The organism is Martinezella sp. CNPSo 3959, assembly GCF_057784355.1.
This window is the reverse complement of record NZ_JBXSOV010000024.1, coordinates 1-23,629: the sequence shown is the minus strand read 5'-3', so window position 1 is coordinate 23,629 and position 23,629 is coordinate 1. Positions and strand designations below refer to the sequence as shown.

At 59.7% G+C, this 23,629-nt stretch carries 20 protein-coding genes, 1 tRNA gene and 1 pseudogene; 17 read left to right on the top strand and 5 right to left on the bottom strand.

What is annotated here, in order from left to right; genetic code table 11:
• The first annotated feature begins 88 nt into the window (after positions 1-88).
• From AC13RE_RS28185 to AC13RE_RS28160, 6 genes are all read left to right on the top strand, one after another.
• Complete coding sequence (locus tag AC13RE_RS28185) at positions 89-2,095, top strand: HAMP domain-containing methyl-accepting chemotaxis protein (RefSeq protein WP_488565371.1); 2,007 nt, start codon at positions 89-91, stop codon at positions 2,093-2,095.
• A gap of 160 nt (positions 2,096-2,255) precedes the next feature.
• Positions 2,256-3,776: an ATP-binding protein gene (locus AC13RE_RS28180; RefSeq protein ID WP_488484204.1), complete on the top strand. Its 1,521-nt coding sequence runs from the start codon at positions 2,256-2,258 to the stop codon at positions 3,774-3,776.
• A 125-nt stretch (positions 3,777-3,901) separates the two neighbouring features.
• A tRNA-Arg gene (locus AC13RE_RS28175) sits at positions 3,902-3,978 on the top strand.
• Positions 3,979-4,503: 525 nt separating this feature from the next.
• Positions 4,504-5,361 carry a WcbI family polysaccharide biosynthesis putative acetyltransferase gene (locus tag AC13RE_RS28170; RefSeq protein ID WP_488565370.1) on the top strand — a complete coding sequence of 286 codons (858 nt, stop codon included), beginning with the start codon at positions 4,504-4,506 and terminating at the stop codon, positions 5,359-5,361.
• Complete coding sequence (locus tag AC13RE_RS28165) at positions 5,358-6,410, top strand: GSCFA domain-containing protein (protein ID WP_488565369.1); 1,053 nt, start codon at positions 5,358-5,360, stop codon at positions 6,408-6,410. The genes AC13RE_RS28170 and AC13RE_RS28165 overlap by 4 nt, the downstream gene beginning before the upstream one ends.
• 101 nt (positions 6,411-6,511) lie before the next feature.
• Positions 6,512-7,384 (top strand): WcbI family polysaccharide biosynthesis putative acetyltransferase, encoded by an 873-nt coding sequence (locus tag AC13RE_RS28160; protein WP_488565368.1) that lies wholly within the window; start codon positions 6,512-6,514, stop codon positions 7,382-7,384.
• A 33-nt stretch (positions 7,385-7,417) separates the two neighbouring features.
• Here the strand turns inward: AC13RE_RS28160 and AC13RE_RS28155 are convergent, their stop codons facing one another.
• Positions 7,418-8,974, bottom strand: a complete 1,557-nt coding sequence (locus AC13RE_RS28155; protein ID WP_488565367.1) for an MDR family MFS transporter — start codon at positions 8,972-8,974, stop codon at positions 7,418-7,420.
• Positions 8,971-9,420 (bottom strand): MarR family winged helix-turn-helix transcriptional regulator, encoded by a 450-nt coding sequence (locus AC13RE_RS28150; RefSeq protein ID WP_488565366.1) that lies wholly within the window; start codon positions 9,418-9,420, stop codon positions 8,971-8,973. The genes AC13RE_RS28155 and AC13RE_RS28150 overlap by 4 nt, the downstream gene beginning before the upstream one ends.
• A gap of 145 nt (positions 9,421-9,565) precedes the next feature.
• Between AC13RE_RS28150 and AC13RE_RS28145 the strand changes: the two are divergent.
• Positions 9,566-10,016: pseudogene (locus AC13RE_RS28145) on the top strand (BA14K family protein).
• Between the two features lie 73 nt (positions 10,017-10,089).
• On the opposite strand, the gene AC13RE_RS28140 reads toward AC13RE_RS28145, so the two are convergent.
• Positions 10,090-11,010: an oxidoreductase gene (locus tag AC13RE_RS28140; RefSeq protein WP_488565365.1), complete on the bottom strand. Its 921-nt coding sequence runs from the start codon at positions 11,008-11,010 to the stop codon at positions 10,090-10,092.
• A 215-nt stretch (positions 11,011-11,225) separates the two neighbouring features.
• Here AC13RE_RS28140 and AC13RE_RS28135 point away from each other — a divergent pair, with 215 nt between their 5' ends.
• From AC13RE_RS28135 to AC13RE_RS28115, 5 genes are all read left to right on the top strand, one after another.
• The gene (locus AC13RE_RS28135; protein ID WP_488565364.1) at positions 11,226-11,873 is read left to right on the top strand and encodes a class I SAM-dependent methyltransferase; all 648 of its coding nucleotides are present in this window, start codon (positions 11,226-11,228) and stop codon (positions 11,871-11,873) included.
• Between the two features lie 50 nt (positions 11,874-11,923).
• Entirely contained in the window at positions 11,924-12,565 is a 642-nt protein-coding gene (locus tag AC13RE_RS28130; RefSeq protein WP_488565363.1) for a TetR family transcriptional regulator, read from the top strand.
• 210 nt (positions 12,566-12,775) lie between these two features.
• Entirely contained in the window at positions 12,776-13,657 is an 882-nt protein-coding gene (locus tag AC13RE_RS28125) for an aldo/keto reductase (RefSeq protein ID WP_488565362.1), read from the top strand.
• 550 nt (positions 13,658-14,207) lie between these two features.
• On the top strand, positions 14,208-15,500 hold the full coding sequence (locus AC13RE_RS28120; RefSeq protein ID WP_488565372.1) for an alpha/beta hydrolase: 1,293 nt from the start codon (positions 14,208-14,210) through the stop codon (positions 15,498-15,500).
• A 139-nt stretch (positions 15,501-15,639) separates the two neighbouring features.
• On the top strand, positions 15,640-16,677 hold the full coding sequence (locus tag AC13RE_RS28115) for a 4-hydroxyproline epimerase (RefSeq protein ID WP_488565361.1): 1,038 nt from the start codon (positions 15,640-15,642) through the stop codon (positions 16,675-16,677).
• 197 nt (positions 16,678-16,874) lie between these two features.
• Here AC13RE_RS28115 and AC13RE_RS28110 read toward each other — a convergent pair whose 3' ends face one another.
• Both AC13RE_RS28110 and AC13RE_RS28105 read right to left on the bottom strand, forming a co-directional pair.
• The gene (locus tag AC13RE_RS28110; protein ID WP_488565360.1) at positions 16,875-17,309 is read right to left on the bottom strand and encodes an RbsD/FucU family protein; all 435 of its coding nucleotides are present in this window, start codon (positions 17,307-17,309) and stop codon (positions 16,875-16,877) included.
• A complete protein-coding gene (locus AC13RE_RS28105; protein WP_488565359.1) occupies positions 17,293-18,540 on the bottom strand; it encodes an ROK family transcriptional regulator in 1,248 nt (415 codons plus the stop codon). The genes AC13RE_RS28110 and AC13RE_RS28105 overlap by 17 nt, the downstream gene beginning before the upstream one ends.
• 250 nt (positions 18,541-18,790) lie before the next feature.
• Here AC13RE_RS28105 and AC13RE_RS28100 point away from each other — a divergent pair, with 250 nt between their 5' ends.
• The 5 genes from AC13RE_RS28100 to pyrC form a co-directional block, all read left to right on the top strand.
• On the top strand, positions 18,791-19,816 hold the full coding sequence (locus AC13RE_RS28100; RefSeq protein WP_132715726.1) for a sugar ABC transporter substrate-binding protein: 1,026 nt from the start codon (positions 18,791-18,793) through the stop codon (positions 19,814-19,816).
• A gap of 178 nt (positions 19,817-19,994) precedes the next feature.
• Positions 19,995-21,059 carry an ABC transporter permease gene (locus tag AC13RE_RS28095; RefSeq protein ID WP_132715727.1) on the top strand — a complete coding sequence of 355 codons (1,065 nt, stop codon included), beginning with the start codon at positions 19,995-19,997 and terminating at the stop codon, positions 21,057-21,059.
• Positions 21,035-21,844 (top strand): ATP-binding cassette domain-containing protein, encoded by an 810-nt coding sequence (locus tag AC13RE_RS28090; RefSeq protein ID WP_181476231.1) that lies wholly within the window; start codon positions 21,035-21,037, stop codon positions 21,842-21,844. Before AC13RE_RS28095 ends, AC13RE_RS28090 begins: the two co-directional genes overlap by 25 nt.
• Complete coding sequence (locus AC13RE_RS28085) at positions 21,841-22,473, top strand: nucleoside triphosphate hydrolase (protein WP_488565358.1); 633 nt, start codon at positions 21,841-21,843, stop codon at positions 22,471-22,473. The genes AC13RE_RS28090 and AC13RE_RS28085 overlap by 4 nt, the downstream gene beginning before the upstream one ends.
• A gap of 144 nt (positions 22,474-22,617) precedes the next feature.
• Positions 22,618-23,629 (top strand): dihydroorotase (gene pyrC, locus AC13RE_RS28080; protein ID WP_488565357.1); only part of this gene is annotated, 1,012 nt, incomplete at its 3' end.

Genomic DNA, 23,629 nt, shown 5'->3' with positions numbered 1-23,629 from the left:
ATAACATTAATGATTTTAGCCGATATCTAGCTTTGTGCGGTAAAACCCATCGGTTTGTGGGGGGTGGGATCTGCGCCGGAGGGGTATTGTGAAAATTCGCGGCAAAATTAATCTGCTTGTATCTGTCATGGCCGGGGCGGCGCTAATGATCGGCGTCACTGCGCTCTATGCGTTGCATCAATATGACCAGAAATTACAGAGCTACGAGCAGACGGCGAGCCGCGCTTACATGGGCGAGCGCTTGAATCGTTACGTGACCGCGGTCGTCATGGAAGCGCGGGGCATTTATGCCGCTGCTGCCGCAAAGGATGTCAAACCCTTTGCCGGTGGGCTGATGGCCGATCTCGACGAGATCGACAAGGTGCTTGCAAGCTGGGCGCCCCTGGTGCCGGAGATGCAGCAGCCGGAATTCACCAAGCTGCAGGCCCGTGCCCAGGAGTTTCGCGCCTTTCGCACCGAAACGGCCAGGCTCGGCGTGACCGATGGCCCGGATGCCGCCGGCAAGCAGGGCAACAACGAGGCGAACCGCGCCAACCGCAAGGCTTTTCAGGCTGAGATCGATGCGATTGTTCAGACCGACAAAGCGGAGCTTGCAAAGGCAGAGACCGAGATTGCAGACTTTCACAGCAGCGTCTTGTGGGTCGTGCTCGGCATCATGTTCGCCGGTATCGTAGCCGGCGTCGGCCTCGGCGCCTATATTGGAACCGTCCATCTGAGCCGCCCGATCCGCAGGGTGACCGATGCGATAAAGGATGTCGCCGACGGCCATTTCGACATCGAAGTGCCATTTGCCGGCCGGAAGGACGAAATCGGCGAGATGGCGGCGGCCGTCGACGTCTTCAAGGAAAACGGCAAGGCCGTGCGCCGCATGAATGCCGAGGAGGCGGCCTTGCGCGCAAAAAGCGACGAGCTTCAGTCGAGCATGTCTCTCGCAGTCTCTGCCGCCGCGGCCGGCGATTTCAGCCACCGCATCGAGAAGGACTATGGCGACGTCAACCTCAATCGTTTCGCCGGCAATGTGAACGAGCTGCTTGTGAGCGTCGACACGGGTATCGGCGAAGTTCGACGCGTCATCGCGAGCTTGGCTGAGGGAGACTTGACCCAGGCGATGAAGGGCAATTTCCAGGGCGCCTTCGCCGAGCTGCAGCAGAACGTCAACGCGACATTCGAGACGCTCAAAAGCACAATGAGCGAAGTGCGCGGCACCACTGGTTCGATCAATTCCAATACGAACGAGCTCCGTCACGCCAGCGACGATCTTTCCAAGCGCACCGAACAGCAGGCGGCTGCTCTGGAGGAGACTTCGGCAGCGCTCGACGAGATCACCTCCGTCGTTCAGAATTCGACGGAACGGGCGCGCGAGGCGAGCGTCATGGTGAGCGAAGCCAAGGACGACGCGGCTCGCTCCGGCACGGTGGTTCGCAACGCGATCGACGCCATGGGACGCATCGAGCAGGCATCGGGCGAGATCAGCCAGATCATCGGTGTGATCGACGACATCGCCTTCCAGACCAATCTACTGGCGCTGAATGCCGGCGTAGAGGCCGCACGCGCCGGCGATGCGGGCAAGGGCTTTGCCGTCGTTGCCCAGGAAGTGCGTGAGCTCGCCCAGCGCTCCGCCACCGCGGCCAAGGATATCAAGGCGCTGATCGGCAAGTCCGGTAACGAGGTGCAGGTCGGCGTCAAGCTCGTACAGGCAACCGGTGAGGCGCTGTCCTCCATCGAGGCCCGCGTGCTGAAGATCAATGATCACATTCACTCGATAGCGACAGCGGCACGCGAACAGGCAACGGGCCTGTCGGAGGTGAACAAGGCCGTCAATCAGATGGATGAGGTCACGCAGCGCAATGCCGCCATGGTCGAGGAGACTTCGGCCGCGACCCATCGGCTGGCGGCCGAAGCGGATGGCCTTGTCCAGCTCGTCTCGCGCTTCAAGGTGGACGCAGCCAATGTTTCCGCTCCCGTTCCCGCACGCGCCGAGACGCATCGTCCGGCTGCCTCACCGGCACGCCGCATGATCGACAGGGTCGCGACCGCCTTTGGCGGCGGGGCGCTTGCTCCGGCTGCAGCGGCGCCAGGCTGGGAAGAGTTCTGATCCGTCAGATATGAGGCCGGCTGCGGCGCCTGAGCGTCGCTGCCGGCTTTCGCCCTCTGTCAAAATCCCAAGCCGATTGGAAAAAGCTCCACAATCGCCTATTATCTAGTTTCGATCAGGTCGCATCAGATCGCTTTTTAAGCGAAGCGGGACAATTGAAATGGACAGTGGGCAGGACAAGGATGCCGTAAAAGACGGCAAGGTCGAGAAAGGCCGCCTGTCCCAGCTTTGCCGTCCCACAGGTATTTTCGGCGGCCTTTCCGGCAAGCTCCTCATCCTCACCGTCGTTTTCATTTCGTTGGCGGAAGTGCTGATTTTCGTGCCTTCGGTCGCCAATATGCGGCTGCGATGGCTGCAGGATCGGCTGAACACCGCCGCTGCCGCTGCCATCGTCATCGATGGTCTGCAGCCGGCTGAACTGCCGCGTGCTCTGCAAAAGGAGACGCTGATGGCGACGGGCACGCGGGCCATCGTTCTGCGCAAGGACGGCACGTCGCGCCTGCTGGCCACAGCCGAGATGCCGGCCGCCGTCGATGAAAAATACGATCTCAGCGACGTGTCCCAGCTCACCGCCATCAAGGACGCGCTCGATACGCTGCTCTTCGGCGGCAATCGCATCATTCGCGTGTTCGGCCCGGTTGGCGGCGATGCCAATACGGGCATCGAGGTGGTGCTGAAGGATACCCGGCTGCGCAATGCGATGCTTGCCTATTCGACCAGCGTCTTCTTCGTCTCCATCCTCATCTCGCTGTTCACCGCAACGCTGATCTTCTTTGCGATCAATCGCATGATGATCCGTCCCATCCGCCGCCTGACCGACAGCATGCAGGCCTATTCCGATGATCCGGAGGATCCCGGCCATATTCTTGTGCCGGAGAAGGGGCGGGACGAGCTGGCCGTGGCCGGCCGGCATCTCGCCGCGATGCAGTCGCAATTGCAGAAGACCCTCAAGCAGCAGAAGAACCTGGCTGCGCTCGGATTGGCGGTGTCGAAGATCAATCATGACATGCGCAATATCCTTTCGGCTGCGCAGCTGATGTCGGACCGTCTGGTCGATGTCGACGACCCGATGGTCAAGCGCTTTGCTCCGAAGCTGTTGCGCACCATCGATCGCGCCGTCGGCTATACGACCGAGGTTCTCTCCTTTGGCCAGACCTCCGAGTCGGCCCCGCGCCGACGCAAGATTCGCATATTCGAACTCATTGAAGAGGTGCGTGATATCCTGGCGATCGATCCGGACAGCGGCATCGAGTTCATCGTGCAGCTCAGTCCGGATCTGGAAGTCGATGCCGACAGCGAGCAGCTCTTCCGCGTCATTCATAATCTCTGCCGCAATGCCTATCAGGCGCTGATCGCTTTCGGCGAAGCGGAACCCGATAGTGTCAGGCGAATCACGGTTTCGGCACATCGGATTGGCAGTGTCGTCAGCATCACCGTCGACGATACCGGCCCGGGCATGCCGCAGAAGGCGCGGGAGAACCTGTTTACGGCCTTCCGCGGTTCCGCCCGCTCCGGCGGCACCGGCCTTGGTCTGGCGATTGCCCGTGAGCTCGTTCTTGCCCATGGCGGCACGATCGCGCTCGTCGAAAAACCGGCGGCCGGCACGCAGTTCCGCATCGAAATTCCCGACCGCCCGGTATCCCTCGATGATTACCGCAGCAGAAGCCTGCAAGAAAACTGATTGTTTTCAGTTATTTGATGTCGCTATGCACGAAAATTGCGATCTTTTTCAGAAATCCACTTGCATTCCCTCAAGGGAGGCTTTAGAGAACCGCCCACGCCAACGGTTTCTTCCGTTTCGGCCACGCACCCGTAGCTCAGCTGGATAGAGCACCAGACTACGAATCTGGGGGTCAGGAGTTCGAATCTCTTCGGGTGCGCCATTTTTCTCTAGTTATGTGTAAGTTGAAGGCTCATTGAGCGGACCGGCTTAGTCCGAGCAGCGTGTAATCAGCTGCCTATCGAGATCTTACGCCATCGACCGAACAGCGTTTGCGTGATGTGGCGGGCAGTTCGCGCCAATGATCAATAAAGTTTGGACGTCCATCTGAAAGGCGCAACACTATGCCTTCTTTACACGTCTCTCCCTTCCCGATTGCGCCCTCAAAATCCTAACCATTTTAGACGTCTGACGCGATTCGACCGGATTTGACGCTATGGGTATAGAATTACGAGGATACAGCAAGTTTACTTGATGCATCACTTAATCGTCTTGGGGGCGTCGGTAAGGTCTTATAGCTCCGTTTTTGCTCGGTTGTATAATAAATACTTCCTCATTTCCGAAGATAGACAAGTCCGAAGATAGACAAGCCATATAACCGAAATCACACAATCGGAACGGAGGAGTTCGTTCTGTCAGTTGGTTCGTGGGCGATTTTGGTGGCAATGCGCTTATGTCAGGATGTGCCATGGATCGTTGGTTGCTGATTTCTAATTGCAATACCTATGGCCTCGCACGCTCATTGCAGTTGCAAGGCAATAGCTTTCATCTTGATTGCATCGACGTATGGCATTTCAAGAAGAACGTGCAGGATTATGAGAAGGAAATCCCGACCTACGATCGAGTGATCATAAATCCAGAAGTCAGACTTGCTAGTTATGATTTTCGGAGCTTGAAGAACGTAAATGAGATTCCGAACGTCGAATTCGATGCATATCATCCGGATTTTTGCTTTGTCGGCGTAGATGGTGTGCGCCTCTACAAGCCACTTGCAGCTTGTCATTCCATGATTGTCCTCGCCGCATTCCAGGCGGGGAGGAGTCCTGAGAAAACCCGAAAGCTGTTTCGGCGTGAAATTTACGAGCAATGCGGCTTCTTTGCGCGTTGGGAACTTGCAAGGGACAGACTCATCTCATCCTTTTCGGTGATGGGAATGGATCTATCAAACGCCTTCCGCCGCTGGACACGCGGCGAATGCTTCATGCATGGCTTGGGACATCCAAAGGCGCGTCCAATTTTCGACATTGCGCGCATTTTTCTCAAAAATCACGTCGCCGAAACCAATGTGACGGATCTGGTGCCTTCCGACACGATTGTGGATGGCGCGTGTTTGCCCGTCTATCCGGAGATCGGCGAGACGATAGGCGTCCGTGGTTCTTACGCGTTCAAGTTGCCAGGAGAATATAAGTTGATCTCGCTGGAGAGGTTTATCGAGATGAGCTTCGAGGTCTATCGGGCCTACAACCCGAGTGAGATCTTGGTTGAACCTGGCTTTCGCAGTCGCTTCGACCGCGTGAAACAAGTCATATCGGAGGCAGAAGCATGACCAATCCGTATTCTGGGATCAAGGACTATCAATTATGGCGTCGATCGGTCGCTCGAGTCGAAACCCATCTATTTGATCCAGTGGTCAAGCCACGGTTTAAGATCGACAGAAATTCCAAGGTCGCAACCGCTGGCAGTTGTTTTGCGCAGCATATATCACGCCAGATTCAACGCATCGGCTTCCATTATTTTATCACGGAGCGCGCGGATCATTTGAACGAGGCGGAAAGAGCCAGGCGCAATTTCGGTGTCTTTTCGGCTCGCTACGGGAATATCTATACGGCACGGCAATTGCGACAGCTCTTCGAGGAGGTCTTCGATGCGCGTCGTCCCGTCGAAAAGGCATGGCGGCGAAAGGATGGCAAGTTTGTAGATCCCTATCGTCCGCAGATAGAGCCCGACGGCTACGACACCGAGGAGGACGTTATAGAAGCGCGGCGGGCACATCTCGCAGCGGTACGCTCTGTCTTTCTCGAATGTGACGTCCTGGTGTTCACGCTAGGCTTAACCGAAGCTTGGAGGTCGAAGGCCGATAGATCTGTCTTTCCGCTTGCGCCTGGCGTCAGCGCGGGTTCATTCGATCCCGACGCGCATGAGTTCGTCAATTTCAACGTTGAGGAAATCGAGCTCGACCTCACCTTTGTCTTGCGCAGGCTGAAAGAGATCAACCCTCGCGTCAGGGTGTTGTTAACCGTCTCGCCTGTCCCGCTGGTGGCTACATATGAGGATAGGAGTGTTTTGGTTTCGACAACCTATAGTAAATCTGTCCTGCGAGTTGTAGCTGAGCAGATGCTACCCCGTTTTGACTGGGTCGATTACTTTCCGTCCTATGAGATCATTACCGGCAGCTACGCCGGCGGCCTCTATTATGAAGACGATTATCGAGAGGTCAATCATCTCGGCGTCGCCCATGTGATGCGCTGCTTCGTAAGAAACTATGTGGCCCATGTTGAGGCGCCGACCGAGAAATTTGCGCCATTGGCTCCGCCTCAGGAAGAATATCAGCACGTGGTTTGCGACGAACGCGAAATCGAAATGCTTCGCCCATAACTGCGTGCTGATCCAGATTGCGATGATCCCAAGCCCGCGGATCATCGAATGCGTTTGAGTGAAGTTCTCTGGGTTCGACCCAATAGAATGGGAGTTTCTTTGTGGAAGCATGGTTGGTCATTTCGAACGCGCAGACGCATAATTTGGCGAATTCGCTTCGTCTGCTGAGCAATGACATTCGCATCGATCACGCCGATGTATGGACGTTTGGCGCTAATGTGGCCCAATACCGCGAACTGCTTCCCAATTATGACAGGGTAATCATCCATCCCCACGTAGAGCGCGGTTATTGTGATTTCTCTGCAGTCAGGCAATTGAGTAGAATTCCCTCGATCAAGTTCGACGCTTATCATCCAGATGTTTGCTTCGTGCTCGCAAATGATCTCCCGTTCGACGGCGCTATGGGTGCCTACCATTCGATGCTTGTCTTGGCGGCATATAAGGCAGGCTTGGGCATTGAGAAGACAAGGGCTTTATTTCGCCGCGAGATTTTCGAGCGGTGCGGATTCCTCGATCGCTGGGAGGGTGAGCGCAAGCAGCTGCTGGACCATTTTGCCGAATACGGACTGGATATAACCGCGTCGTTCAGAGCCTGGTCGCGCCGCGAGTGCTTCATGTATGGCATCGACCATTCAAAAGCGCGCCCGATCCATGATATTGCGCATGTGTTTCTGCAGACATGTGGGATCGAGCCCCACCAAACCGATATCGTGCCGGCGGATACGATCATGATCGGCTCTTGCTTTCCGGTTTATCCCGAAATCGGCGAAGTACTGGGCGTGGAGGGCTCTTACATGTTCAAGCGATATCAGCAATATCGTCTAATTTCGCTCGAGCATTTTATAGAATTGAGCTTCGCGGCTTATGCACAATTTTCCCCAGAGAATATCAAACCCGATAGCCGCTTCACCGAGCGCTTTGAAGTGGTCCAGTCCGCGATTGCCGAAGAAACTTCGGTTCCTCGGCTAATGTAAGCGGTCTGAACACCGGGCTATTTTCCCGCCAATTCAGTTTCGTTGCGTGGCCTGCTTCCCATGATCCGCTCTTAGCGGCAATTCCGGCAAGAACAACAGCGCGATCAGCGCCAAGGCCACAATCGCAGTGCCAGTCGCAAAGGTCATGGCGATCGCATGTCGATAGAGCGCTATCGCGGCGTCATGTGCTTCGGGGGAGGCGGTGGCGAGCTGCTTCATGCCGGCTTCGGTCAGTGAGGAACCATGCATCCCGTCGAGGACGCCGCCGGCATTCTGTACGCGATAGGCGAGAATGGCCCCCGAGCCGGTGACGCCGATGAGGCCTCCGAGCGAGCGGAAGAAGGCGAGCGTCGCCGTCCCCACGCCACGATGGGCCGGGGGCAGGGCATTCTGCACCGCGATCGTCATTGTGGGCATGACGAGGCCAAGACCGAGGCCGAGCGCAAAGACCGTCGGCTCTATGATCGAGAAGCCCTGGCTGGTGGCGGCAGCCCAGGCGAGCACGGCAAAGGCTGTCGTTGCGAGGCTGAGGCCGCAGAGCTGCGCCGGCTTGTAGCGCCCAAAGCGATGCAGCAGCACACGCCCGTTGACCATGGAGGAGATGACGACGCCGATCATCAGCGGACCGGTGAGCAGGCCGGAATGCGAGGGGCTGACCCCCATGACCATCTGGAAGAACAGCGGAAAGAAGAGGCTTGCTCCCAGCATGCCCATGAAGGTGAGGGCGAGCACGATGCAGGCGACAACGAAGAGCCGGTTGCGGAAGAGATCGGGCGGCAGCACCGGCTCGGGCTCACGCCGGATATGCAGGATGAAAAAGACGAAAAGAACGAGTGCAAGCGCAGAAAGCCCGAAAATCTCGGGCGAGTTCCAGGCCCATTCATTGCCGCCGAGGGCCAGCACCAGCAGGAAGCTCGTCGTGCAGCTCGTCAGCAGCGCCGCGCCGAGATAGTCGATGCGGCGGCTACGCGCATGATGCGGCCGCTTGAGTGCTCGGCCGATCATGACGAGGGCGACCGCGCCGATCGGCAGGTTGACGTAGAAGATCCAGTGCCATGACAGGAGATCGGTGATGACGCCGCCGGCGATCGGGCCGATGACGCTGCAGACGGCGAAGACGGCCGCGATCGAACCCTGATTGCGCCCGCGTCTCGCCGGCGGCACGATGTCGCCGATGATGATCTGCGCCAGCGGCAGCAATCCGCCTGCGCCGATCCCCTGGATCGCTCGGAAGATGATGAGCTGCATCAGCGTTTGCGCCATGCCGCTCAGCACCGAGCCGAGAAGAAAGATGAGGATTGCCGCATAGATCATCGGCTTGCGGCCGTATTGGTCACTGAGCTTGCCGTAGAGCGGCATGGTGCTGGTCGAGGCGAGCACATAGGCGCTTACCACCCAGGAGAGATGCGTCAGGCCGCCGAGATCGCTGACGATGCGTGGCAGCGCCGTCGCGACGATGCTCTGGTCGATGGCGCCGAGGCCGAGTACGATCATCAGCCCGAAGATCACGGCGCGGATTTCGCGGCGATCGGGCGGGATGTCTGCTGCCGAAGCCAATGGCGTGGCACTATCCGGAAGAGTCGCATTCATTGCCCGATCTCCATGAGCGGTTCGATGGCGGCGCGAATGGCGTCGCGCTGCTGCGGCGACAGTTTGGCGAGTTCTGAGGCGAGCCAGTCCGTTCTCCGCCGTTTCAGGCTGCGGATGATTTCCTCACCTTTCTCGGTCGCCACCAGGCCATTGCGGCGACGGTCGCTCGGGTCCCGTTCCGAACGGGCAATGAGGCCATCCCGCTCCATCGCCTTCACGTGGCCTGAAATCGTCGGTCCTCTCAGTCTCTCTAGCCGAGCTAGTTCGGCAACGCCGATGCCTGGCTGTTGGATGATGGCGACGAGCAGCAGGGCATGCAGCGGCGACAGATCGGCCTCGTCGCTCTCGCGCCGCAACTGTCGATAGAGTCGATGGAGTGCAGGGCGCAAAGCCTCCGCCAGCGCGTAGGCATCCTCGCGGCCCTGATGGGGGTCGGCTTTACCCATTACGTCTCTCACTGATAGATAGATAGGCTTCCTATCTATAGGCCTATCGCGCGGCATGTACTTGCGCAAGCAATAATATTATGAAAGGTTTTCAACCATTGCGCGTTGTTCATCAGTATTGCGACTCGACGGGAGGAGAAGAGCTGTGAAACGATTTCTGACAACCGTAACGGTAACTACCTTGAGTGCCCTGCTTGCCGTTACGTCTTTCGATCCGGTGGCAGCCGTCCCAATTCAGCCGCTAACCCAGCCGGCCATCCAACAGACGAGTGAGCCGCCCCCCGGGCCTGACGGAAGTTCAATACCGTCATCACAACAGGCACTATCGCGGGCGGCATCGCCCCCATTATCGCCCCGGCTACTGGCACGGCCATCGCGGCTATCGCTATCATCGCCCCGGCTATCGGCGTCATGACGGCTGGTGGTATCCGATGGCTGCATTCACAGCCGGAGCAATCATCGGCGGGGCCGTATCACAGCCGCCGCGCGGCAGCGCGCATGTCCGCTGGTGCGCAAGCCGCTACAAGACCTATCGTGCATCGGACAATACCTATCAGCCGACCAATGGTCCGCGGCGTCAGTGCGTCAGCCCGTAATGTGAAACAGATCGAAATCCCTCTCCGTTCTATGGAGGGGGATTTCTTTCAGACCGCTGCGGCAAGGGCTGTCTCAGCCGGTCAACTGTTCGGAAACATCCCACAACCGTCGCCAGATGGCCTGATCGCGGGCATGAGCGGCAATCTTGGCTCGCACCGGCGGGCCTTTGAGTTCATAGAAACCGTTCGGGCCATACATGGCGCCGCCTTCCGCCTCCGGCGCGGTCGCCGCAAAGAGGGTCGGGAGGGCGCCGGCTGCTGCCGTATGCGATAGAAACGGCCCCAGCAATCTTGTCGCGATTTCGAGGCTGCCGGCCCGATCGCGGCCCATGCGCGGACCTGTGGTCTGCAGGCCGGTCGCGGCATAGCCGGGATGGGCGGCAATGCTTTTCAGCTTCCAGCCTTCGGCGCGTGCGATGCGATCGAGCTCCAGGCTGAAGAGCAGCGTTGCCAGCTTCGATTGGCAATAGGCGGGCCAGGGCCGATAGTGCTTGCGCCACTGCAGATCGTCGAAATTGATCCTGCCGCTGCGATGCGCCAGGCTGCTGACCGTGATCACGCGCGGATTCTCGGCCGCAGAAACCTTCGGCAGCAGCCGCATCGTCCAGGCGAAATGGCCGATATAATTGGCTCCCATCTGCATCTCGAGACCATCCTCGGTCTCGTGCCGGTCCGGAATGGCCATGACGCCGGCATTGTTGATGAGCAGGTCGATATGCGGCAGCCTATCGGCGATGCGGGTCGCCGTGCGCGCGACGGAATCGAGGCTGGCAAGATCGAGCGCCTCGAAGGTCACGTCTGCGCCCGGTGTTGCTGCACGGATCTTGGCGATCGCCTCTTGGGCCCTGGCCTCGTTGCGCGATGCGATGACGACCTTGGCGCCGGCCGCTGCCAGAGCCTTTGCCGCCTCGTAGCCGATACCGCTGTTGGCGCCGGTAACGACTGCGATACGACCTGTCTGCGGCGGAATATCTTTCACTGTCCAGTCTGGCATTGCGGGCTCCTGTGAAGAGATTTGGCAATGCCCATCGTATCTGGTAATTATTATACTAAATGCAAGTTTGCATTGAATGAAAATTAATAAGCAGAAAATCCGCGACAACGCTTGCGTATCAGGGAGTTTCAACAGTCGAATGGCGTGGCACGCCTTTGAATTGCCATGCTGTTCGGCCCTCATCATGCTTTGTGGCCGAAGATTGGATTTGCGGAATGACGACAAAGACCTCTTACGCTGATTTCGTGCAGTTCTTCCGCTCCTGGGTCAGCAATCCCCTGCGCGTTGCGGCAGTGGCGCCCTCCGGGGAGAGGCTGGCAAGACTGATGACCCAGGAGATCGAGCCCTTCGATGGTCCAATCCTGGAACTCGGTCCGGGCACTGGCGTATTCACGCGGGCGCTGCTGGCGCGAGGCATTCCCGAGAGCGCGCTGACGCTCGTCGAATTCGGCGAGGAATTTGCTGTCCGCCTGCGTGGGCGTTTTCCGGCGGCGAAGGTCGTGCATATGGATGCGGCGCAGCTCGGCCAATGCGGTCTTTTCGATGACGCGCCGTTCGGTGCCGTCATTAGCGGCCTGCCGCTGCTATCCATGCCGCCCGCCAAAGTCGCGGGCATCGTCGGGGGTGCCTTCGAAACGATGAAGCCGGGAGGAGCTTTCTATCAGTTCACCTACGGCCCGCGCTGTCCGGTGCAGAAACCGATCCTTGAAAGCCTCGGGCTCACTGCAAAGCGCATCGGCGGCACCGTGCGCAACATTCCGCCGGCCGGCGTCTACAGGATATCGCGGCAAAATCCTCTGGAGCTCTCGATCATCGGCTCCAAATATCGTAGCACCGGAGAGAATGCCGGAATCAGCGCCTGAAGCCGGTAAGGCCGATTTGGGCGGCCTGAAGTGAATGCCGGGGGTAGAGGATGGCGAAAAAGCCGGATGTCGACAGCGCGGTAAAGGAAGGCCGGCGCGAGCGCAAGCGCCGTCAAACCCGCGAACGCATCGAAGCCGCCGCACTGAAGCTTTTCCTCGAGCGCGGCTTTGACGCTACCACGATCGAAGATATCACAGAGGCGGCCGACGTTTCCAAGCGTAGCTTCTTCGATTATTTCCCCAGCAAGGAAGAGGTCGTTGCCGCCTGGCAGGATGGTTTTGCCCGCGAGTTGATCGCAGCGGTCGCCGCACAGCCCGAAGATGCTTCGATCGTCGAGGTCATCGAGGCCGCCGTCAATTCCGCCCTTCAGATTGCTATCGCCGATCCGCAAAGCCTTGCTCTCGTCGCCCTGATCCGCAATACGCCAACTCTTCAAGCCCGCGATCAGCTGAAATATGCCAAGCTGGAGAGGAAGCTCGCGGACGCGCTGTTTGCCCGCAGCGGCAGCCAGGGGGAGCGTCTGCGCCTCGGCATGCTTGCGGCGGCGGTCGTGGCAATGCTGCGCATCGGCGGTGAGCGCTGGACGCAATCTCCGCAGAATGCTTCGGTGGAGCAGTTCGCTCGCACCATGTTCGATGAGCTTTGGGCAGCGCTTGCCGATCTCGGCGAGCAGGTGCAACGGCGCCCATGACTGCGCCGGGCTAACCCAGGGAAGCCGCCCTGATCGGCCGCGACGCATCGTGCATCGCGATGCATTGCATATGCCGCGATGCAGACCCATGTAGTATCGGGTCGCGACTGCATCTCTCGCGAAACCCTCGATTTGCCCTTCAAGTCTCGGCTCCTCCGCGGATGCCGGAAACGCCAGATACATTTCAGATCAGCAAAAGGGACTATAACCATGTCAGAATTCGACGCAGCCAAATCCGGTCAGTTCAAGATCGGCGGCGATCTCCCCGTCCATCGTCTCGGTTTCGGTGCCATGCGTATCACCGGCGCCGGTATATGGGGTGAGCCGGAGGATCATGACGAAGCCGTGCGTACGCTGAGGCGCCTGCCGGAACTCGGCATCAATTTCATCGATACCGCCGATTCCTATGGCCCGGACGTTTCCGAACGTCTTATCAAGGAGGCGCTTCATCCCTATGGCCACGGTCTCGTGGTAGCGACCAAGGGTGGTCTTACCCGAACCGGGCCGAATGCCTGGGTGCCTGTGGGGCGTCCCGAATACCTGATCCAGCAGGCGCACAAGAGCCTGCGCAACCTCGGCGTTGATCGCATCGATCTCTGGCAACTGCATCGGATCGATTCCAAGGTGCCGGCGGCCGAGCAGTTCGATGCCGTGAAGTCGCTGCAGAGCGACGGCATCATCCGTCATGCGGGCTTGAGCGAGGTCTCCGTTGCCGACATCGAGGCGGCGTCGAAGCATTTCAAGGTGGTGACGGTGCAGAACCGCTACAACCTGGTCGATCGCACCAGCGAGGACGTGCTCGACTATTGCGAAAAGTACGGCATCGGTTTCATTCCCTGGTTCCCGCTGGCCGCCGGCGATCTCGCCAAGGAGGGCTCGCTGCTCGATACCATCGCGAAGAAGCACAATGCCGCTCCGAGCCAGATCGCGCTTGCATGGGTGCTGAAGCGCAGCCCCGTGATGCTGCCGATCCCCGGAACGGGCAAGGTTAAGCACCTCGAGGAAAACACCGCCGCGGTCGATATCGTTCTGTCCGACGAGGAGTTTGCTGCGCTCGATGCTGAAGGCAAGAAAGCCTTCAAGGCCGCCTGAACCGAAATTCGCTTGTTCGATCGGCGGTTGCTGATCGGACAAGCGGTCGAGGGGGCTTCCCATGCAGAAACGCCGATCACAATCATGTGAATCTTAGGATTAGGATCGATAACGACTGCAAAATAGGCGGTAAAACGTTCAGAACGCCGGCGGTATGCGATATTTTCGGCATCTGAGGAGAGAGCAATGCGCTCAGCGCATTGCTGCATTGCGAAAGCCGATCTGTTCATCCCCATTCGCTCGTTATATCTAATCCCTCGAAGGCAGCGCACTCCTCCTCCCAGCGCTCCTTCAATGATTGGCAACACTCCTCCTCCTCCCAGTTGCCAATCCGGATCAAGAGCCCGATGCATCCTCCTCCCGCGTCGGGCTCTTTTTTTATCTTCCCATCGTGAGTGACTTGTCAGAATGCGTTGCGCCTTTGCAATGCCGCCGCGAATTAGCGTCGCGTCATGTGGCCATAAGCCGCGGGAGCGGCTTGCACCGCAGGTATCCATGCGTAGAGTGGCGCGACGTTATGGCGGTATGGAAGGGTTGCATGATGCAGCGCATGGCGGGTTCGGACCGGCGGGGAAAGCTGTTTCTCCGGACTATGACCGTTGTTGCGACATTGTCGCTCGCCGCATGCGGTCGCCCTATCGGGGTTATGCAGCCCATCAGTGAAAACGTGCCTGGCACATCCAAGGTCGATCTGCTTGTCGCCACAACGCGCCTGCCGGACAAGGATCCGGCCATCCTGTTTTCGGGTGAGCGCGGGCCGGGGCTCAAGGTGGATGCCGTCAGTGTCTCCATTCCGCCAGAGGCCAATCGCAAGGTCGGCCAGGTGCAGTGGCCGAGCCGCTTGCCAGGCGATCCGCTGAAAAATTTCGTCACTACCGCGGTCAAGCCTTTGGCGACGGAGGCGGATGGGCGGGCCTGGGTGCATGCGGAATTGCCGAAGAACAGGCGGGTGCTGATCTTCGTGCACGGTTTCAACAACCGCTATGAGGATGCCGTCTACCGCTTTGCGCAGATCGTTCACGATTCGCATGCCGACGTCGTACCGATCGTGTTTACCTGGCCGTCGCGCGCTAGCATTTTCGACTATGCCTATGACAAGGAGAGCACGAACTATTCCCGTGACTCGCTCGAGGAATTGCTGCGCCGCGTCGCCGCTGATCCGGCCGTCGGCGATATCACCGTCATGGCGCATTCGATGGGCAGCTGGCTCGCAGTCGAATCGCTGCGGCAGATGGCGATTCGCAACGGCCGCGTCGCGCCGAAGATCAACAATGTCATCCTAGCCTCGCCCGATCTAGACGTCGATGTCTTCGGAAGACAGTTCGCAGCACTCGGCAAGGACAAGCCGCATTTCACGCTGTTCGTCTCGCGGGATGACCGCGCGCTTTCACTCTCGCGTCGCATTTCCGGCAATATCGACCGGCTCGGACAGATCGACCCGACAGCTGAGCCCTATCGCAGTGAGCTGGAAAAGCACGGGATCACCGTACTCGATCTCACGAAGCTCAAGACCGGCGATGGTCTTAATCACGGCAAGTTCGCCGAAAGCCCGGAAGTGGTGAAGCTGATCGGTGCGCGGTTGATTGCCGGCCAGACGATCACGGACTCCGATGTCGGTATCGGCGATGCCGTCGGAGCAGTTGCTATGGGTGCTGCCCAGACGGTCGGTAGCGTGGCGGGTGCTGCCGTCAGCGCTCCGATTGCCATTTTCGATCCTCGCACCCGCGCGAATTACGGCGAGCAATGGCGTCGCGTTGGCGCATCAGCCGGCAATACGGTGGGATCTCTGGGCGATAGCGTCGAGGCGACCGGCAGCAATGTCGGCGAAGCATTGCGTCAATAATGCTATCATGATGCGATCCGGAGCCGCCGCATTCATCGTTGCTGCGAAACGCGATAGTCATGTTTCGCCATCTGATATATCAGAGATGCAAGCAGTCAGATGGCTGCACCATCTGGCATGTGTGATTGGAGTGGATGAGATGAGATGGAAGCGCACGATCCAGTTGCTGGATGTTCACTGCGAGGGTGAGATCGGCAAGGTTGCCATCGGCGGCGTGCCGAAGATCCCCGGCAACAGCATTGCCGAGCAGCTCCATTGGCTGAACACGGATCCAAAGGGCCAGGAGCTGCGTCGTTTCCTCGTGCTGGAGCCACGCGGCGCGCCGATCGGATCGGTGAATCTGCTGCTGCCGACCAAGCATCCCGAGGCCGATGCCGGTTTCATCATTCTGCAGCCCGATCAAGCGCATGCAAGCTCCGGCTCGAACTCCATCTGCGTGACCACGGCGCTGCTGGAATCCGGCATCGTCGAGATGAAGGAGCCGGAAACGGTCGTGACGCTCGACACGGCCGCCGGCCTCGTACGCGCCACTGCGACCTGCCGCGACGGCCGCTGCGAAAAAGTGCGGCTGACCATGGTGCCGTCCTTCGTGCATGAGCTGGATGTCGGGCTCGACACGCCGCAGTGGGGTAGGATCAAGCTCGATCTCTGCTATGGCGGGATTTTCTATGCACTCGTCGATGTTGGCCAGATCGGCTTGAAGATCGAAAAGGCGAATGCGGCCGCCCTTGTCCAGGCCGGCATGATCCTCAAGGATGCGATCAACCGCACCATGTCCGTGGTTCATCCGGAAATCCCGGCGATCTCGGGCGTTGCCTATGTCATGTTCCGCGATATCGATGCCGATGGCGCCATCCGCACCTGCACGACCATGTGGCCCGGCCGCGCCGACCGCTCGCCCTGCGGCACCGGCAATTCCGCCAATCTGGCGACGCTGCATGCTCGCGGCAAGGCCAAGGTCGGCGATATCTTCAAGTCCCGCTCGATCATCGGTTCGGAGTTCGAGGTAGGGCTGCAGGCGGAGACGGAGGTTGCCGGCAGGCCGGCGATTATCCCGACCATCACCGGCCGCGGCTTCACATTCGGTCTTAGCCAAGTGGCGCTCGATCCGTTCGATCCGATGGCGGAAGGTTTTGCCATGACGGATGTCTGGGGGCCGTCGGCTGGGGATATTTGAGGGGTAGGCGGATGACTGGCTTCTGCCATCTTGAGAGTTTGACCCTCACCCTAACCCTCTCCCCGCAGGCGGGGAGAGGGGACTAGCTCCGCATTCTCGTCTGGGCAACTTGCCGGAGGGAAGGCTGCAGGTGCGCCCATCTCCTTCGCCCCGCAAGCGGGAGAAGGTAGCCGAAGGCCGGATGAGGGGCGGGCATGCTATTTTGCTGGATAAATCACACCCTTGCGCAAAATGATGTTCCCATAGAGCCGCGGCTCGCTCGTCTGTATCAGTGCATGCGCACGCTGCACCCGCTCGTAGAATTCCGACGGCAGCAGCGGCACGACCTTGATTTCGGGCACATGCCGGGCGCAGCATTCGATCATCTCCGCATGAACGGGGTCGATGGCATCGCGGTCCTGCTTGACGGTCGCCCGGAATATCGCCTGCGGCACGAAATCGTCGATCGGCAGCACGCTCAGCACGGCATCGAGGACGCGAATGACGCCGTGGCCGTCGAGGCGGATGAGACGGCGGCCATGTTCGAGACCGGGATAATTGCCGTCTACGAGGGCGATCTCGTCGCCGTGGCCCATGGCGCGTAGCGTCGCCAGAAGCTCCGGGCTCAACAGCGGGTCAATGCCCTTCAGCATGCTCTATCTCCTTGAAAAGAACGTTCTGGTCGATGAGGTAGCGCGCGAAGATCGGCAGGCTGGCGCCGCCGATGGCGCGTGCCTGCGGCCCCACGGCGCCCTCGATGATCTCGGGCATGACAACGCCCTGAAGATCCAGTTCCGCCGCTGCCTTGATGGTTGCGCGCACCACGCGTTCCCGCACCCAACCCGGAAAGCCGCCATCGATGACGGCGGCACTGAAATCAAGAACGGAGGCGGAGGCGACAATCGCCTGTGCGAGAGCCTTGGCCGTATCCTGGATCCAGATCTCCAGCGGTTCGCCGAAGTCGATCCAATTATCCGCCGAATACCAAAGAGGGCGTGGATCGAAACCATGATCCCGCAATAGATTTTCCAGCACGAAGATCGAAGCGATCTCGAGAAGCTGGCGATTCTCGCCGTTGCGGCCGCGCACGGGCAGGGGGCCGAGTGCGCCCGCGGTACCCGTTCGGCCAACGAAGACGGACGAATTCAGGACGATGCCGCCGCCGAGGAATGAGCCTATGAAGAAATAGACGAAATCCGGATAATGCGGGCCGATCCCGAAGACCAGTTCGGCACCGCAGGCGCTGGTAGCATCGTTTTGCAGAAAGACCGGGTAAGCCACGCGCGAGGCGATTTCCGACCTGAGATCGAAGCCTCGCCAGGCATCCATCGCTCCCGGCGGCGCGCCTACCTGCTCGGCCCAGTTCCAGAGTTCGAAAGGTGCGGCAACGCCCATTCCCGCGATCTTGCGGCGCTGCTCTTCGCTGAGGCGCCCTTCCAGTTCCTTGATGCCGGCCGCGACGAAGGTGATGATGTCTTCCGGCAGCGGGTAGGGGTAGATCTGATGGAGCTGCATCCGGATGCTGCCGACGAAATCCATCAGCACGAGGTCGGCGCTGCGTCGGCCGATCTTGACGCCAAAGGAAAGTACGGCGTCCGGATTGAGCCGCATCGGAGTGGATGGTTGGCCGACGCGCCCGCGAACCGGCGCATCGCGGGATAGCAGCCCGTCCTTTTCCAGTTCCCGCATGATGACGGACACAGTCTGTGCCGAAAGCCCGCTTCGCCGCGCGATATCGGCCTTGGAGAGGGCACCGTGGCGGCGAACGAGCGAAAGCACGAGCCGCTCATTGTGAGCACGCACGCCAAGCTGGTTCGCACCCCCGGTGGGGTCGAGAATCGCCGGTGTTGTGGGTGTGTCCTCCGGGTCATGCACGAGAGACATGGGCCTGCTCCTTCCATCATGGCCATGCCCTATTTTTCCGCAGAATGCCATATCGAATTAATAATTCAATCGGATTTATTTATTGACAGGTGGATTTCTTTAGGGTCTGATATTGACCGTCGAGGATGCGCGCATAGCCTTGGAGGAGGTCCACCGAAAACAATCCGACAGGCTTGACGCATCTTTAACCGGGTTCGAAGTGAGCCCGCGACGGCCGGAGGGTCCGGCTTTTAAACATCGGGAGGATTGAATGAAGAAATCCGTTATTTCCGCAGCCGTTGCCGCCCTGGCGCTCGGCGTTGCATTTGCCGCTCCGGCCAAGGCCGCCGGCGTATCCGCCTGCCTCATCACCAAGACCGATACCAATCCCTTCTTCGTCAAGATGAAGGAAGGCGCCACCGCCAAGGCCAAGGAACTCGGCGTCACGCTGAAGTCCTATGCCGGCAAGATCGATGGCGACAGCGAAAGCCAGGTTGCCGCGATCGAAAGCTGCATCGCCAGCGGCGCCAAGGGTATTCTGATCACAGCTTCCGACACGAAGGGTATCGTTTCCTCCGTCAAGAAGGCACGCGATGCCGGCCTGCTGGTCATTGCCCTCGATACGCCTCTGGAACCGGCTGACGCCGCCGACGCGACCTTCGCCACCGACAACCTTCTTGCCGGCAAGCTGATCGGCGAATGGGCCAACAAGACGCTGGGCGACAAGGCCAAGAGTGCCAAGATCGGCTTCCTCGACCTGACGCCGTCGCAGCCTTCCGTCGACGTCCTGCGCGACCAGGGCTTCATGATCGGCTTCGGCATCGACCCGAAGGATCCGAACAAGATCGGCGACGAAACCGATCCGCGCATCGTTGGTCATGATGTCACCAACGGCAACGAGGAAGGTGGCCGCAAGGCCATGGAAAACCTCCTGCAGAAGGATTCCAGCATCAACGTCATCCACACGATCAACGAACCGGCCGCTGTCGGCGCCTATCAGGCCCTGAAGGCCGTCGGCTTGGAAAAGCAGGTTCTGATCGTGTCTGTTGACGGCGGTTGCCCGGGCGTCAAGTCCGTCAAGGAAGGCGTAATCGGCGCTACGTCGCAGCAGTATCCGCTGATGATGGCCGCCCTCGGCGTCGAGGCGATCAAGAAGTTCGCCGATAGCGGCGAGAAGCCGAAGCCGACCGAAGGCAAGTCCTTCTTCGACACCGGCGTCTCCCTCGTCACCGACAAGCCGGTTTCCGGCCTGAAGTCGATCGACACCAAGGAAGGCACGGCAAAGTGCTGGGGCTAAGCCCCTTACGAAATGTGATATAATCCCTTCGGGAGCCGCGTCATGCGCCTGCTGGCGCGGCTCTCCTCACTAGGGAGCAGACCATCACAACAGTCACGTCGGCCGGGGTTCATCCCCTCGGCTGGCCCCTTAAAAGCCGGCGGTTTCCGCGCATGAGCGCGGTGGCGGAGGAATAATTATGTCCGGAGCACAGGAATTCGAACGTGTTCTCGACGGCAGCGACAAGAACGTCGCGTCGTTCGAGCAGCACGATGTCTCTTTTCTCAAGCGCGTGCAGCACTTTCTGCATTCGACGCCGGCCGCCGTGCCGTTGATCGTATTGGTAATGGCGATCGTGATCTTCGGCATCGCGATCGGTGGGCGGTTCTTTTCCGCCTATACGCTGACACTGATCCTGCAGCAGATCGCGATCGTCGGCATTCTCGGTGCTGCCCAGACGCTGGTCATCCTGACCGCCGGCATCGATCTTTCGATTGGCGTGATCATGGTCATTTCCTCCGTCGTCATGGGCAACGTCGCCGTCACTTACGGTCTGCCGGCGCCGGTCGCCATCATCGCCGGCATGGCCGCTGGCGGCATCTGCGGGTTGCTCAACGGTTTCCTCGTCGCCAACATGAAGCTGCCGCCGTTCATCGTGACGCTCGGCACCTGGAACATCGTCATGGCGACGAACTTCATCTATTCCGCCAATGAAACCATCCGCGACACCGATGTCGATGAAAAGGCGCCGCTCCTGCATCTCTTCGCGATCAGCTTCCGGCTTGGCGGCGCGGTGCTGACCCTCGGCGTCATCGCCATGGTGTTGCTGGTGCTGGGCCTATGGTATATTCTCAATCACACTGCCTGGGGCCGGCATGTCTATGCTGTCGGCGATGATCCGGAAGCGGCGAAATTGTCGGGCATCCAGACCAAGAAGGTACTGCTTGCGGTCTATGGCGTTTCGGGACTGATCGCGGCCTTTGCCGCCTGGGTTTCGATCGGCCGCAACGGCTCTGTCTCACCGTCTTCGGCCGTGACGGACTTCAATCTTCAGGCGATTACCGCAACCGTGATCGGCGGCATCTCGCTCTTCGGCGGCCGCGGCTCGATCCTCGGCACGCTCTTTGGCGCCATGATCGTCGGCGTCGTCTCCATGGGCCTCAACATGCTCGGCGCCGATCCGCAGTGGAAGGTGCTTCTGACCGGCGTGCTCATCATCGGCGCCGTCGCGATCGATCAATGGATCAGAAAGGTATCGGCATGACCACGACCGTCGAACCCATCCTCACTGCCCGCGGTCTCGTCAAGCGCTATGGACGCGTCACCGCGCTCGACAACGCTGATTTCGATCTCTATCCCGGCGAAATCCTTGCGGTCATCGGTGACAACGGCGCCGGAAAATCCTCGCTGATCAAGGCGATTTCCGGCGCAGTGACACCCGATGAAGGCGAGATCAAGCTGGAAGGCAAACCTGTTCATTTCAGGTCGCCGATGGAAGCGCGCGATGCCGGCATCGAAACGGTCTACCAGAACCTGGCGCTGTCGCCGGCGCTCTCCATCGCTGACAACATGTTCCTCGGTCGCGAGATCCGCAAGCCCGGTTTCCTCGGTTCCGTCTTCCGCATGCTCGACCGGCCGGCCATGGAAAAGCGCGCCCGCGACAAGCTCAGCGAGCTCGGCCTGATGACGATCCAGAACATCAACCAGGCGGTGGAAACGCTCTCCGGCGGTCAGCGCCAGGGCGTTGCCGTGGCACGCGCCGCCGCCTTCGGTTCCAAGGTCGTCATCATGGACGAGCCGACGGCAGCCCTAGGCGTCAAGGAAAGCCGCAAGGTCCTTGAACTCATCCTCGATGTCCGTGCGCGCGGCTTGCCGATCGTTCTGATCTCGCACAATATGCCGCACGTCTTTGAGGTTGCGGACCGTATCCATATCCATCGCCTTGGACGACGCCTAACCGTCATCAATCCGAAGGAATACACCATGTCAGACGCGGTTGCCTTCATGACCGGCGCCAAGGCTCCGCCGGTCGAGAACGTCGCTGCATGAGTGCTTCTCTTGACGATGTTGCCGGCGAGATTATCGCACGCGCCGGCAACGCGAAACGCTTTCTGGTCGCGATTGCCGGCCCGCCTGGTGCCGGCAAATCCACCCTGGCCGATAATGTCGCTAAGGCGTTGAAGGCGAGGGGCGAAAGCGCCGAAGTCCTGCCCATGGACGGCTTCCACATGGATGACGCCGTCCTCATCGAGAAGGGACTCTTAAAGCGGAAGGGCGTGCCTGACAGTTTCGATGTGCGCGCCTTCCTCGATATCGTCAAGGCCGTGCGCGCCGCCGACCAGGAGGTCCTCGTGCCGGTCTTCGACCGCTCGCGAGAGATTGCCATCGCCTCGGCCCGCATCGTCTCGGCAGATCATCGCTTCATCGTCATCGAGGGCAATTATCTGCTGTTCAACCAGGGCAAATGGGCGGAGCTGGAAGGCATGTTCGACTATTCGATCATGCTCGCGCCGCCGATGGAAGTGCTGGAAGAGCGGCTTTGGGAGCGCTGGAGGGGCTACGATCTCGATGAAGAAACCGCCCGGGCCAAGGTTTACGGCAACGATCTGCCGAACGGCCGGCTGATTCTGGAGAACCGGCGCCGCGCGGACGTCACCATAGATATCGTGCAGGATTGACCTCGCCCATCATTTAACCGCCGTCGCGGATTGTTTTGCGAGGGCGGATGGTGCTATCGAAGCGCGATAGCAGAAAGTGCGATCCCGAAAAGGCTGAAGCAGCTTTCGGGTAGGATCGCGCACACATTCCCAGAGGTCGCGCCCATGCAAAAGCTCACCATCCGCCGTCCTGACGACTGGCATCTGCATTTGCGGGACGGAGCCATGCTGGAAGGCGTAATAGCCGATACCTCCAGGCATTTCGCCCGCGCCATCATCATGCCCAATCTCGTGCCGCCGGTCGTGACCACGGCGGATGCGACCGCCTATCGCGAGCGCATCCTGAAAGCGCTGCCGGCGGGCGATCGGTTCGAACCGCTGATGACGCTTTATCTCACCGAACACACCAATCCCGACGACGTCGAAGAAGGCAAGAAGAGCGGCCTTATATCAGCCGTCAAACTCTATCCGGCGGGTGCGACGACCAACTCGCATGGCGGCGTGCGCGATCTGAACAAGGCAATGCCGGTGCTGGAGCGCATGGCGAAGATAGGCCTGCCGCTCTGTGTTCATGGCGAGGTCACGACGCCCGAGGTGGATATTTTCGATCGCGAGGCCGTGTTCATCGAGACCGTGCTCGATCCGTTGCGCCAACGCCTGCCTGAACTGAAGGTCACGATGGAGCATGTGACCACCGCGGACGGCGTGGACTACATTAAGTCGGCAAAGGCAAATCTCGCCGGTTCGATCACGACGCATCACCTGATCATCAACCGCAATGCCATTCTGGTCGGCGGTATTCGCCCGCATTATTATTGCCTGCCCGTCGCCAAGCGCGAAAACCATCGTCTGGCCTTGCGTGGGGCCGCAACCAGCGGCGATGCCAGGTTCTTCCTCGGCACGGATTCGGCTCCGCATGTCGATCCGCTGAAGGAATGCGCCTGCGGCTGCGCCGGCATCTATACGTCCATCAACACCATGAGCTGCCTTGCCCATGTCTTCGAGCAGGAAAGTGCATTGGACAGGCTTGAGGCTTTTGCGTCGCTGAACGGCCCGGCCTGGTATGGCCTGCCCGTCAACGAGGATAGCATCACCCTGGTACGCCGGGCTAAGGCCGTGACCTTCCCGGCCAAGATCGAGACCGGCGCCGGCCCGGTCACCGTTTTCGACCCGATGT